Source organism: Aquirufa sp., from assembly GCF_044342065.1.
Lineage (GTDB): Bacteria > Bacteroidota > Bacteroidia > Cytophagales > Spirosomataceae > Aquirufa.
Genome location: NZ_JBIIQN010000010.1, coordinates 39,526 through 52,689, shown reverse-complemented (window position 1 = coordinate 52,689; position 13,164 = coordinate 39,526). Strand labels below are relative to the sequence as shown.

15 protein-coding genes are annotated in these 13,164 nt (G+C 41.1%); 12 read left to right on the top strand and 3 right to left on the bottom strand.

What is annotated here, in order from left to right; genetic code table 11:
* Positions 1-5 precede the first annotated feature (5 nt).
* Positions 6-3,410 carry an isoleucine--tRNA ligase gene (gene ileS, locus ACIQZ2_RS05645; RefSeq protein WP_395767874.1) on the bottom strand — a complete coding sequence of 1,135 codons (3,405 nt, stop codon included), beginning with the start codon at positions 3,408-3,410 and terminating at the stop codon, positions 6-8.
* An 80-nt stretch (positions 3,411-3,490) separates the two neighbouring features.
* Here ileS and ACIQZ2_RS05640 point away from each other — a divergent pair, with 80 nt between their 5' ends.
* Genes ACIQZ2_RS05640 through ACIQZ2_RS05625 form a run of 4 tightly spaced genes read left to right on the top strand, consistent with a single transcriptional unit; the run spans position 3,491 to position 6,400 of the window.
* Positions 3,491-4,108 carry a 5-formyltetrahydrofolate cyclo-ligase gene (locus ACIQZ2_RS05640; protein ID WP_395767873.1) on the top strand — a complete coding sequence of 206 codons (618 nt, stop codon included), beginning with the start codon at positions 3,491-3,493 and terminating at the stop codon, positions 4,106-4,108.
* Positions 4,109-4,137: 29 nt separating this feature from the next.
* Positions 4,138-4,644, top strand: a complete 507-nt coding sequence (locus tag ACIQZ2_RS05635; protein WP_395767872.1) for a hypothetical protein — start codon at positions 4,138-4,140, stop codon at positions 4,642-4,644.
* Between the two features lie 11 nt (positions 4,645-4,655).
* Positions 4,656-5,648: an aspartate-semialdehyde dehydrogenase gene (locus ACIQZ2_RS05630; protein WP_395767871.1), complete on the top strand. Its 993-nt coding sequence runs from the start codon at positions 4,656-4,658 to the stop codon at positions 5,646-5,648.
* Positions 5,649-5,683: 35 nt separating this feature from the next.
* Positions 5,684-6,400 (top strand): pyridoxine 5'-phosphate synthase, encoded by a 717-nt coding sequence (locus tag ACIQZ2_RS05625; protein ID WP_395767870.1) that lies wholly within the window; start codon positions 5,684-5,686, stop codon positions 6,398-6,400.
* Positions 6,401-6,442: 42 nt separating this feature from the next.
* Here the strand turns inward: ACIQZ2_RS05625 and ACIQZ2_RS05620 are convergent, their stop codons facing one another.
* Positions 6,443-7,048 carry a hypothetical protein gene (locus ACIQZ2_RS05620; protein WP_395767869.1) on the bottom strand — a complete coding sequence of 202 codons (606 nt, stop codon included), beginning with the start codon at positions 7,046-7,048 and terminating at the stop codon, positions 6,443-6,445.
* Positions 7,049-7,293: 245 nt separating this feature from the next.
* Between ACIQZ2_RS05620 and ACIQZ2_RS05615 the strand changes: the two genes are divergently transcribed.
* From ACIQZ2_RS05615 to ACIQZ2_RS05585, 7 genes are all read left to right on the top strand, one after another.
* Entirely contained in the window at positions 7,294-7,893 is a 600-nt protein-coding gene (locus ACIQZ2_RS05615) for an RNA polymerase sigma factor (protein WP_395767868.1), read from the top strand.
* 13 nt (positions 7,894-7,906) lie between these two features.
* Positions 7,907-8,080: a hypothetical protein gene (locus ACIQZ2_RS05610; RefSeq protein ID WP_395767867.1), complete on the top strand. Its 174-nt coding sequence runs from the start codon at positions 7,907-7,909 to the stop codon at positions 8,078-8,080.
* A gap of 39 nt (positions 8,081-8,119) precedes the next feature.
* Complete coding sequence (nth, locus tag ACIQZ2_RS05605) at positions 8,120-8,767, top strand: endonuclease III (protein ID WP_395767866.1); 648 nt, start codon at positions 8,120-8,122, stop codon at positions 8,765-8,767.
* Positions 8,764-9,303, top strand: coding sequence for a nicotinamide riboside transporter PnuC (gene pnuC / locus ACIQZ2_RS05600; RefSeq protein WP_395767865.1), 540 nt, complete (start codon positions 8,764-8,766; stop codon positions 9,301-9,303). Before nth ends, pnuC begins: the two co-directional genes overlap by 4 nt.
* A gap of 163 nt (positions 9,304-9,466) precedes the next feature.
* Positions 9,467-9,850, top strand: a complete 384-nt coding sequence (locus ACIQZ2_RS05595; RefSeq protein WP_395767864.1) for a TraR/DksA family transcriptional regulator — start codon at positions 9,467-9,469, stop codon at positions 9,848-9,850.
* Positions 9,851-10,213, top strand: coding sequence for a phage holin family protein (locus ACIQZ2_RS05590; protein ID WP_395767863.1), 363 nt, complete (start codon positions 9,851-9,853; stop codon positions 10,211-10,213).
* On the top strand, positions 10,197-10,526 hold the full coding sequence (locus ACIQZ2_RS05585) for a hypothetical protein (protein ID WP_395767862.1): 330 nt from the start codon (positions 10,197-10,199) through the stop codon (positions 10,524-10,526). Before ACIQZ2_RS05590 ends, ACIQZ2_RS05585 begins: the two co-directional genes overlap by 17 nt.
* A 61-nt stretch (positions 10,527-10,587) precedes the next feature.
* Here ACIQZ2_RS05585 and prfB read toward each other — a convergent pair.
* A protein-coding gene (prfB, locus tag ACIQZ2_RS05580) for a peptide chain release factor 2 (protein ID WP_395767861.1) occupies positions 10,588-11,662 on the bottom strand; the annotation gives its coding sequence in 2 pieces (ribosomal slippage) (positions 10,588-11,610 and positions 11,612-11,662; 1,074 coding nt in all).
* Between the two features lie 81 nt (positions 11,663-11,743).
* Between prfB and lpdA the strand changes: the two genes are divergently transcribed.
* On the top strand, positions 11,744-13,138 hold the full coding sequence (gene lpdA / locus ACIQZ2_RS05575) for a dihydrolipoyl dehydrogenase (protein WP_395767860.1): 1,395 nt from the start codon (positions 11,744-11,746) through the stop codon (positions 13,136-13,138).
* Positions 13,139-13,164: the final 26 nt, after the last annotated feature.

Below are 13,164 nucleotides of genomic sequence, written 5' to 3'. Positions count from 1 at the left end.
TTCGATTAGTTGATTACCTTAATTTGGACAAATAATGTTGCATCATCCATCATAAGCTCCGATTTTTCTCCAGTCAAGGCAGGTAAAATATCAATTTTTACTGCTTGAACTTCCTGCTGAATGTAGGCTCCAAAAACCTGAATACTTTCCATCCAATCCGATGAACCCTGCTCCACCAATATGCCAATTTTATCCACCACATCGAAACCTGAATCTTTACGTAAATTCTGTATACGATTCACAAATTCACGAGCCATCCCTTCTTGCACTAATTCCGGAGTCAAGGTATTATCCAATGCAATAGTCAACCCTCCTTCAGACGCAGTCAAATACCCTGGCATATCCTCGGTTACAATTTCAATGTCGGCTAAAGCAATGTCAAATCCTTGTAAGTTCGCTGTGCCGGCAGATTCAATTTGCGCCAAATCATCCGAACTCATTCCGGTGATTACTTCTGCAACCGCCTTCATGTCTTTTCCAAATTTCGGACCCAAAGCCTTAAAATTAGGTTTCACTTTTTTACTTAATACCCCAGATGCATCATTTAGGTAATTGACCCATTTGACATTCACCTCCGACTTAATCAAATCTTCGACTTTACGAATTTGCTCACGAACGGATTCTTGCAATACGGGTACAAGCACCTGCGCAAGTGGTTGGCGAACTTTCAATTTATGAACCTTACGAATTGAGTGAACCAATGAACAGATTCGCTGCGCCAAATCCATCGAAGCTTCTAAGTCCTCATTACGCCATACAGTATTCACTTTGACAAAATCCGTTAAATGTACCGATTTCGCATCCGTTAAATTCTTATATAACCAATCGCCATAGAATGGGGCAATAGGCGACATTAATTGCGCTACTGTAGTTAAACAGGTATGCAAAGTTTGATAAGCTGCGGCTTTGTCGGCAGAAATTCCCTGATTCGTATCCTCCGGATTCCAAAAGCGTCGGCGTGACAAACGAACATACCAGTTAGACAAATGATCACATACAAAATCCTGCACCGCACGTCCTGCTTTGGTAGGCTCATAAGCAGCATAAGCCTCATCAACCTCCGCAATTAAACTACTTAACTTTGATAAAACCCAACGGTCTAACTCCGTTAAATTTGCTGTATTTACCCCTTGTGAATCGGGTGTAAATCCGTCCAAATTCGCATACAAGGCAAAGAAATTATAGGTATTTGTCAGGGTTCCAAAGAATTTATTTCGCACCTCGGTAATGCCCGCAAGATCAAATTTTAAATTATCCCAGGGTTGGGCATTCGTAATCATGTACCAGCGTGTAGGATCAGCACCGTATTTTGAAAGCGTATCAAATGGATCGATGGCATTACCTAAACGTTTGGACATTTTATTGCCATTCTTATCCAATACTAAACCGGTTGAAACAACATTTTTGAATGCCACTGATTCCTCCACCATGGCCGAAATGGCATGGAGTGTAAAGAACCATCCACGCGTTTGATCCACCCCTTCAGAGATGAAATCAGCTGGATAAGATTGCTTAAAAATTGCTTGATTTTCAAACGGATAATGCCACTGTGCAAAAGGCATAGCACCCGAATCAAACCACACGTCAATCAAATCCGACTCACGTGCCATCACAACTCCAGATGCACTTAGCACAAAAATATTATCCACATAGGGACGATGTAAATCCGCTTCTCCCGCTTTCACGGCAGCAATAAACGCCTCATTACCCTTTTGTTGTTCAGCTGTTAATTTCCCAGATTCAATCGCTCCATGCAACGACTTCACCAAGTCCTCGACCGATCCGAAACACAATTCCTCAGAACCATCTTCTGTCCGCCAAATAGGCAAAGGCGTTCCCCAATAACGCGAGCGAGACAAGTTCCAGTCTACTAAATTTTCCAACCAGTTTCCAAAACGACCTGTTCCAGTCGATTCCGGTTTCCAGTTGATGGTGTTATTCAACTTAATTAATTGGTCTTTAACTGCCGTTGTTTTGATAAACCAAGAGTCCAATGGGTAATAAAGGACAGGCTTATCCGTACGCCAACAATGTGGATAAGGGTGATCAAATTTCTGAACATTGAAAGCCTTGTTTTCCGTTTTTAATTGGATGGCAATACGTTCATCAACAGACAAATATTTATCACGGCCTTGCTTGATTTTGGCTGCTTCTTTTTCTTCTTCGGTTAAATATGCCTCCTTGACAGGCTCAAGAGCATAATCAGTTACTTCCTGCACAAAACATCCTTGGCGATTAACCAAAGGCACATCTTTCCCGTTTTCATCCTGCACAAAAATGGCCGGTATATTATTTTGTTGGGCTACACGAAAGTCATCCGCACCAAAAGTAGGGGCCGTATGAACAATCCCCGTACCATCCTCCGTCGTCACAAAATCGCCCAAAATTACGCGGAAAGCCGGACTTGCAGGTTGAACGTAGGGCATCAATTGCTCGTATTCAACACCATCTAGGTTTGAACCTTTAAAGGTGTCCAAAATCGCATATGGAATCGCAGCGGGTTTCTTTTCAGCTGCTGCATATGCGTCAAAATCACCATTTTCTGCCGCTGCTTGGAAATAATTCTTCACTAAATCCTTTGCCAATACCACATGTACTGGTAAATAGGTATAAGGGTTAAAGGTTTTAACTAAAACATATTGAATATTCTTACCAGCCGTTAAAGCGGAGTTGGAAGGTAAAGTCCAGGGCGTCGTTGTCCAAGCTAAGATATAAACGGGAGCTCCTCCTGATTTTTCAAATAAAAAGGCCGATTTCGCCGTGTTTTTTGCCTCAAATTGTGCCGTTAATGAAGTATCCTTTACATCGCGGTAACAACCCGGTTGGTTTAATTCATGGGACGACAAACCCGTTCCGGCCGCAGGCGAATAAGGCTGAATGGTATAGCCTTTGTATAAAAGCCCTTTATCGTATAAACGCTTCAAAAGATTCCAAACACTTTCGATATAGGAGGTTTGATAGGTTACGTAGGGATTATCTAAATCCACCCAATAGCCCATCTTTTCTGTCAAATCATTCCACTGATCCGTGAATTTCATGACGGTCTCCCGGCATTTTTGATTGTATTCCTCAACAGAAATCGACTTGCCGATGTCCTCTTTGGTGATGCCTAATTCCTTCTCAACTTGCAATTCAACGGGCAACCCGTGCGTGTCCCAACCCCCTTTTCGTTTTACTTGTTTCCCTTTTAGTGTTTGGTAACGGCAAAAAATATCCTTAATTGTACGCGCCATAACGTGGTGAATACCCGGCGTACCGTTGGCTGATGGTGGGCCTTCAAAAAAAGTGAAGCTAGGATTTCCCTCACGTGAAGAAATCGATTGTTCAAAAATTTTATTCTCTTTCCAGAAATTTAGTACCTCATCCGCTACAGCAGCATAATCTAAATTTTTGTATTCCTTAAAGGCCACAGTCTTGTTGTTTTTTATGAAATAATCGGCAAAATTGATGCAAAAATAAGAAAAAATACCGAAAAGTTAAGGCCAAAGTCATGAACAAATCACGCCTCCGACAGCTTGCATTAGCCCGACGCAAAAATGTGTCGGATCGTATATTTAGTTTGTTGAATGAGGCGGCCCAACAAGAATTCATGGATTTCATAACGAGCATTCAAATACCGCATGTCATTATGAGCTTTCAGCCGATTTTGGAACGCAAGGAAGTTCAGATGTCGTTCATACATGAAAAGCTAGAATCATTAGGACATGAACTTTGTTTTCCAAGAGTGGAAGATGAAAATACCATGGTCGCTTATCATAACCTTTCGGGTAACAACTTCGTGACATCTCCCTGGGGTATTCAAGAACCTGATCCACAAAATAGCAAACACATTCCCGCGCATGAAATTGACATGATTGTGATTCCCTTATTAGCCTTCGATTCGTTTGGTAATCGCGTGGGGTATGGCAAAGGTTATTATGATCGTTTTTTAAAGGACTGTCGGCTGGATGCTTTGAAAATTGGTATCTGCTTGGATGAACCTGTTCAGCGAATCGATGATGTAGAATCGCATGACATTCCATTAGACCTTTGCATTACCCCTACTGGCATCCATCTATTTAGCGGATTTTATCAAAAAAATCCTTTTGATTCAGAATTTAAGCCCTAATTTTGCAGGCTAATTAACCCTTTTGCTTTGTGAAAATCAGGCTATTTTTCTTTTTATTTTCTTGTTGTGTCTCCTTGGAATTATGGGCTCAGCAAGCGTTAGTAGAAACTATATATCCGATTGAGCAAATTCAACAAGGTTTTAGAAATAAGTACGTGTATAAAAGGCAGGTAATTGATAATCCGCTGGCATTGCAAATTCCTTTGTTGGAAGCAAAAGATCCAGAAATTAGCTTAGCGTTCAACAAATTCAAGCAGCAACGAAAACTGATGACTTGGATATCGAGCATTGGTTTAGGGATTTCAATTTACTCCTTTATAAAACCGGGTCAGGTAACTGACGAGTTTTATTTTTCCACGATTGGCGCGGCTGCATTGGTGAATGTTTATGTAGGAACAATCAGTATGCATCATTTAAATCGTGCTTTAAGCAGATATAATAGCTTAGCGAGCAAGGAACCTAAAATAAGCTTGGAAGTTAAATCCTTTGGGGCACAAGGTGCATCATTGGCATTGAATTGGAAGTATAATTTTTAATTAATATAAACATGAAAGTTGCTGTTGTAGGCGCCACAGGATTGGTTGGCGGCGAAATCTTAAAAGTATTAGCAGAGCGTAATTTTCCAGTCTCTGAAATCATTCCAGTTGCGTCTGAGCGCTCGATTGGTAAAAAAATTGCTTTCAAAGGAAAGGAATTTGAAGTGGTTGGTTATGAAACAGCAATCTCCATGAAACCTAACGTTGCCATCTTCTCGGCTGGAGGTAGTTCATCGTTGGAAATGGCACCAAAATTTGCAGCAGCGGGCATTACCGTGGTAGATAATTCATCTGCTTGGCGCATGGACCCTACTAAAAAATTAGTGGTTCCTGAAATCAATGCAAACACATTAACACCAGAGGATAAAATCATTGCTAATCCGAATTGCTCAACCATTCAAATGGTTGTGGTGATGAACCCTTTGCACAAGAAATATAAAATCAAGCGTGTAGTTGTTTCTACCTATCAGTCGGTGACGGGTACTGGAAAAGCGGCGGTTGACCAATTGTTCGATGAGCGTGCGGGTAAAACTGATTATAACAAAGTTTATCCACACAAGATTGACTTGAACGTATTGCCTCACATTGATGTGTTCTTGGAAAATGGCTATACGAAAGAGGAGATGAAGATGATTTTGGAAACCAAAAAAATCATGATGGATGACTCGATTCAGGTGACGGCGACTACGGTTCGTATCCCGACAATCGGTGGACACTCAGAATCGGTGAATATCGAATTTGAAAATGATTTTGATTTAGCGGAGGTTCGATCGATTTTGGAAAAAGAAGAAGGTATTATCGTACAAGATGATCCTGCGAATTTCCTTTATCCGATGCCGATCACAGCACATGGAAAAGACGAGGTATTTGTAGGACGTATTCGTCGGGATGAAAGCCAAAAAAATACGTTAAACTTATGGATTGTCGCTGACAACTTGCGAAAAGGCGCAGCAACGAATGCGGTCCAAATTGCGGAATACCTCGCGGCACACAACTTAATTTAAAGAGAAGGCCGGCAATACCGGCCTTTTTTTATGACATGACTAGACTCAGTGTAAATATCAACAAGATTGCCACCCTACGTAATGCACGCGGAGGTAATAACCCGGATGTCATTCAGGTGGCTTTGGATTGTGAGCGATTTGGCGCGGAAGGCATTACGGTTCACCCGAGGCCGGATGAACGCCATATTCGTTATGCGGATGTGCGCGCATTAAAAGAAGTGGTAAAAACCGAATTCAACATCGAGGGGAATCCGATGGAAGCCTCTTTCATTGAATTGGTGATGGAGGTTCGACCCGATCAGGTTACACTGGTTCCGGATGCCTTGGGGCAAATCACCTCGAATCATGGCTGGGATACCATCCAACACCAAGGTTTATTACAAGCATTAATCGCACAATTTAAGGAAGTTGGCATACGTACCTCGATCTTCGTTGACCCGGTGATGGAGATGGTTGAAGCAGCAGCAACAACCGGAACCGATCGGATTGAGCTATATACAGAACCTTACGCGGAACAGTTTTTTAAGAATCCAACACAGGCCGTTTCGGCATATCGGAAGGCGGCATTTCGCGCTAGCCAACTGGGCTTAGGGGTTAATGCGGGCCATGATTTAAGTTTGGAAAATTTGGCATTTTTTAAGGCTAATGTTGCCCCATTGGATGAGGTGTCTATTGGACATGCCTTGATATGCGATGCGCTATATTATGGATTGGAGAATACCATCCAAATGTACAAAAGGGCATTAAAATAAGGGCTAGCCTTTTGTTTAAAGCCTAGCCCTTACCATTCAGTGTTATTCGCGATCGCCAGTTAATACTACTTGGCCACCGGCTACCGATAACTTAATCGAGGCAACTTTGCCTGCAGCTCGTGAGAAAATCACGTCAGCATCGTAGCCTTGAATCGTTGCAGAAAAAGTATCTTTCCCGTTGGTTGGTTTTAATACGGCACCTTCAGCAGGATTAGCATCTGAACTCAATGCTAATTGGCCATCCTTCATCGCAATGATAATTTTCTTAACGTATTCGTTATCAGCCATTTTAAACGAGGCAACATAGTCCTCTAAACTAGCTCCACTATCCTTCACTCCCGTTACTACTTGGCCTTGAGCTTCAATTTTCAACCCCTTAACAACGCCTGCTTCACGCGTAAACACAAGGGTGGCACTCATCGACTCAAGTGTAAATTCATCAGCCGCTTTGCCTGCAGTTAGTTCAGATTCTGGAAAACCTTCAGCGGCCATAATAACTTTGTTGTCTTTAACTGAAATGGTAACCGATTTAACATAAGGGTTTTCTGAAAGCTTGAATGTCCCAGCATAGTCAGTAGGATTGGATTGAGCTAACAACTGAACCGCTGATAAACAGAAAATAAATGCAAGAGATAAGGTTTTTTTCATAATAAAAGATAAAATTAAATTGGAAAACGAAGTTAATTGATTTAGATACTCGAGTCTTTATTTTATGCCAAAAAAGATTAAAAATTTACTAATTTTTTGTCATAGATAATTGTAAAACGATTTTGTTTTAAAAAAGTTTTGTCTACTTTTGGAAGGTCATCAAGACAAATATTAATTTTTCGTCCAAAAAATACATAGGAGATACAATATGAGATAAACCTCTACGTTAACAATTTTGAAGTTTTATGATTAAAATTCAGGTTAGCGATGCGGCTTTATTATCAGCATACATCCAAGGGGACGATAAAGCGTTTGAGACATTGGTCAAACGCAGTAAATCCAAAGTTTATACGACTATTTACTTGATCGTTAAGGACCGCTACATTGCGGAAGACTTAATGCAAGAAGCATATATTAAAGCGATCGACGTGATCAAGTCGGGACGCTACAATGAAGAAGGGAAATTTTTACCCTGGATTCTGCGTATTTCGCACAACATGGCGATTGATCATTTTAGGAAGGAAAAACGTTATCCTACGATTGTATTAGAAGATGGTTCGAAAGTTTTCAACAGCTTTGATTTTGCAGAAGACTCTATAGAGGAGCAGCAGATGAAGGCGGATCAAGTAGAAAACATTCGGGAAATGATAAAAAAATTACCTGATGAACAACGTGAAGTATTGGTCATGCGACATTATGAAGACTTAAGTTTTCAAGAAATTGCAGATCAAACGGGCGTGAGCATCAACACAGCTTTGGGAAGAATGCGCTATGCGCTAATCAACCTGAGGAAAATGCTAAACAAACAAGAGATTGCCTATGACGCAAAGCTTTACCCCAAATGACCTTATTAAAAACTTGTACGAGCCTCAATTAGGCATCAACGAATTATCAAATCCAGGAATACGCTCGGAGTTAGCGGCATTCCAACAGGTCCAAAACGCATTAGACCAGGCATACATTGCCCCGTCAGAGCGTGTGATTGATCGCATTTTGGATTATTCCAAACACAAAGAGTCGATTCAATCTTAATCTTGAAATTGTTTCTTATTTTGCATCAAATTACCCGTGATGTTAAAAAAGGAACGATTTCAAGCATTTATTTCCCATTTCGAATCCTCATTCCCTGAGGCGGAAACGGAATTACATTACAGCAATCCCTTTGAGTTGTTGGTGGCTGTTGTATTGTCTGCACAATGCACCGACAAACGCATCAATCAAGTTACCCCTGCCTTGTTTAAACGATTCCCTGATCCAAAAGCACTTGCAGAATCCAGTGTTGAGGAGATATTTAGTTTCATCCGTTCCGTATCGTATCCCAATAATAAGGCCAAACATTTACTCGGCCTAGGACAAAAGTTGGTTGACCAATTTGCTGGTAAAGTACCTGAGACCTTGGAAGATTTACAAAGCCTACCTGGGGTAGGACGTAAGACCGCAAATGTTATCGCATCGGTCATTTATAATCAACCAGCAATGGCTGTGGATACGCATGTTTTTCGTGTATCGAGAAGGTTGGGCTTAGTTCCACAGACCGCGAAAACACCTTTGCTTGTAGAAAAAGCTTTAATTCGGCATTTACCAAACGACATTATACCCCGGGCTCATCATTGGCTGATCTTACATGGTCGTTATATTTGCTTAGCTCGTAAACCGAATTGTTCAGCATGTGGCATTACACATTTCTGTACGTATTTCACAAAAAATTCAGGGAAATGATTGAAGCAGCCGGAATCATAGCATCCTTAATGGGCGTATATTTTTCAAGTCAAAGAAAACCCACGGCCTGGATTTGGAATATGTTAGCATCCTGCCTTTATATATTCATTTTTTATCAAGCAGGATTGTATTCTGACATGGAATTACAGCTCGTTTTTATTTTGATGTCGGCCTACGGATTGTATCAATGGCAGCAGGCAGAAGCTGAATGGAAACCCACAAAAAACAGTTTGGCACAAAATATTTCAGGGATAATGATCGCATTACTTTATGGACTTGTTGCGGGATATTTACATGAACGTTACACGACACAGGTTAAGAACCCTTACTGGGATGCCTGCTTAGCTGGGTTAAGTATTTTAGGAACCTTTTGGGCTGCTCAGCGAAAAATTGAAAATTGGATTTTATGGATTTTAGTTGATATTGCCTATGTGGGAATGTACATCGTGAACGGCTTACATGGTACGGCAGCCTTGTATGCTATATACATAATTTTAGCAATTTATGGCTGGACATCATGGTATAAAAAGCTATAAATCAGGCTATTAAAAAAATTGTCTGAGATTTTATGGTAAAGCGCATACAAAATAGTCCAATAAAATTATCTTTGTAGATTGGAACACAGGAGGTTCAGTAAGGTGCTGAAATTCAAATAATTATACTTTTCTGTGTTCAGAAAAATTAAAAGAGTTTTTATCTATGGCGACTGAAGAGAAGAATCGTTATTCAGCTGATGAATTAAAAGAGTTCGAAGCAATTATTCAAAGTAAATTAGCGGAAACCAATGCAGAGTTGAAGTATTTACGTGAAGCATTAAGTAAAAAAAATGACCCGGGTACAGATGATACCTCTGGTAACTCAAAGGTCATGGAAGATGGGGCAGATACCCAAGAAAAAGAGAGTATGAATCAATTGGCCGTACGCCAACAAAAATTCGCAAAAAGCCTTGAAAATGCCTTGATGCGTATAAAAAATGGGACCTATGGGGTTTGCATTGATTCAGGTAAGCTTATCTCAAAAGAGCGATTACGCCTTGTTCCGCATACCCAGCATTCAATTGAAGCAAAGTTAAAACAACGCTAAATGGGATTTTTTGAAAATAATGGCTTGGTAGATTTAGTAAAAAACTACCTCAAAACGCAATTTGAACTCGTTAAACTCGATATTCAAGAGCGCTTAGAAGCCTTATTAGAAAGAATTTTCAAATTCATCATAGTTACATTTGCTTTAGCTATAGGTGTGTTGTTTTTTCTTCACGCCTTGGCTAATATGCTAAATACCTATTTAGACAGTCAATACTGGGGACATTTCATTGTTTCTGGAATATGCCTAATCGTGGGAGGTTTGCTGGTTGCGAGCTTTCGCCAACCTACCGAATCACAAATTGAAACAAAAGAAGAAATCGCTGTAGAAGAAGAAAATAGAGAAGATGAGTCAGATCACTGAAAAAAAAGCCAAATTAGAAGCTGAAGCTGCTAATTACGAAGGTAAAATTGGCGAATCAATCGCGGATATTAAGCAGGTAGCCAAAGAAAAAGGTACACAAATTCTAGTGGCAGGTGCCGTTGTTGCTGGGGCCTATTTGATTTATTCTTTGTTGACCGATAGTGATAAATCAGAGAAAAAATCAGAGAAAAAAGAATCCTCTTTTTTAAGCAACGCGATAACATCCTATGCTGTTGGAATAGCACTTTCGTTAGCAAAAGACCAACTAGTTGATTATTTAAGAAAGCTGGAAGAAGAATCAGTTAAGAAATAACAAAACGATTTTTTCTCCGCTACCTTTGGCAAACCTTGGAGGATTGCCAAAGGTAAAGAGTTTAGTTCTCCATCAAATAAGCCTTAATAAATTCATTGATTTCTCCGTCAAGTACGGCATCCGTGTTGGATGTTTGGTGATTTGTTCGGTGGTCTTTTACACGGCGATCATCCAAAACATACGAACGAATCTGCGAGCCCCATTCGATTTTCTTTTTCCCAGCCTCTACCTCGGCACGCGCAGCGTTACGTTTATCGATTTCTATTTGATATAATTTCGATTTTAAAAGTCGCAACGCAACTTCCTTATTTTGCAATTGCGAACGCTCCTGCTGACAGGCGATGATAATCCCAGAGGGTTTATGCGTCAAACGAACGGCTGTTTCTACTTTATTGACATTCTGTCCACCCGCACCACCAGAACGGAAAGTATCCCAATCGATATCAGCCGGATTAATGTCGATTTCAATCGAATCATCCGCTAAAGGACAAACATAAACCGATGCAAAAGACGTGTGCCTACGGGCATTAGAATCAAACGGGGAAATGCGCACCAAACGATGAACCCCATTCTCCGACTTCAAATTGCCATAGGCAAATTCGCCATCAACTTCAATAGTGACCGATTTGATTCCGGCCACATCGCCCGCATTTTCATCAACTAAACGTACTTTGAAACCATTTTTCTCTGCCCACATGTGATACATACGAAGTAACATCGAAGCCCAATCTTGCGATTCAGTGCCACCAGCGCCGGCATTGATTTCAAGCACAGCACTCATGTTGTCACCTTCGTCCGACATCATTTTACGGAATTCAAGGGATTCAAGTAGAGCGTCAAGTTTAGCTCCTTCAGCATCTACCTCGGATTCTGTCGCCTCGCCCATTTCGTAAAACTCCCAGATTGTCTCTAAGTCGTCTTGAGCACGCGTTAATTGATCGAAACCATCCGTCCAAAATTTCAACCCACGCATTTCGCGCATGGTGCTTTCGGCCTTTTCAGGATTATTCCAAAACTCGGGATCGAGTGTAACTGTCTCCAGTTCAGAGATTAAATATTTCTTGTGATCGTAGTCAAAGATACCTCCTTAAAGCCTCTATTCTGGCTTTCAGGTCATTGAACCTGTCTCTTGTCATGTGTATTTCTGCTAAATAAAGTACAAATATACCCGATTTTGTGCTAAATTGCGGCCTCATTCATTTAAATCAAGCAATAAAATGGCGCAACAATACGATTTGATCGTGGTAGGCTCAGGCCCTGGGGGGTATGTAGCAGCTATCCGAGCTTCTCAATTAGGTTTAAAATGTGCAGTCGTGGAGAAGGAATCTTTGGGAGGAATCTGCTTAAACTGGGGATGTATCCCTACCAAAGCCTTGTTAAAATCAGCCAGTGTTTTTGAATACATCAAACATGCAGCTGATTACGGAATTACCGTCAAAGGTGCTGAAGCTGATTTTTCAGCCGTAATCGCACGTTCTCGTGGGGTGGCCGATAACATGAGCAAAGGGGTTCAGTTTTTAATGAAGAAAAACAAGATCGACGTAATCATGGGTCACGGTAAAATCCAACCAGGCAAAAAGGTGGAAGTGACGGATGCCGATGGAAAAGCAACGATCTACGAAGGAAAGAATATCATGATAGCGACAGGTGCGCGTGCGCGTGCCTTACCTAATATCCCCATCGACGGAGAAAAAGTTATCGAGTACCGTAAGGCCATGAGTTTGGAAAAACGTCCAGATTCATTAGTAATCATCGGTTCAGGAGCAATTGGCGTTGAGTTTGCCTATGTATACGCAGCCATGGGCACCAAAGTAACCATCGTTGAATTTATGCCAAACATCGTTCCTGTAGAGGATGAAGATGTGTCAAAAGAATTGGCGAAACAATACAAGAAAATGGGCATCGATATCTTGACTTCATCGAGTGTGGAGTCAGTAGATACCAAAGGAAAAGGTTGCAAAGTGAGTGTGAAAACGCCAACGGGCAATCAAGATATCCAATGCGACATCGTCCTTTCTGCGGCGGGTGTGATTTGCAATTTGGAAAACATTGGTTTAGAAGAAGTAGGTATCATTGTAGACAAAGGACGTATTCCGGTAAACGCCTGGTACGAAACCAATATTCCGGGTTATTACGCAATTGGTGATGTGACTCCTGGCCCAGCATTAGCCCACGTTGCCTCTGCAGAAGGTATTATATGCGTAGAAAAAATGGCAGGTCACAAGACTGAGGCTTTAGATTACACCAATATTCCAGGATGTACGTATTGCACGCCTGAAATTTCTTCGGTTGGTATGACCGAGAAGAAGGCAATCGAAGCAGGCTATGACATCAAAGTAGGGAAATTCCCATTCGTAGCTTCAGGTAAAGCAACTGCTGCCGGAGCACGCGATGGTTTTGTTAAAGTAATTTACGATGCCAAATATGGTGAACTTTTAGGCGCACACATGATTGGTTACAACGTAACGGAATTGATTGCAGAAGCTGTGGTGGTTCGTAAATTAGAAAGTACAGCTTACGAAATTATGAAATCGATTCACCCACATCCGACAATGTCAGAGGCTTTCAAAGGCGCGACAGAAGCGGCATATGGTGAAGCAGTAGATTTATAATCGATTGGTTTTTAGAAAATAAAAAG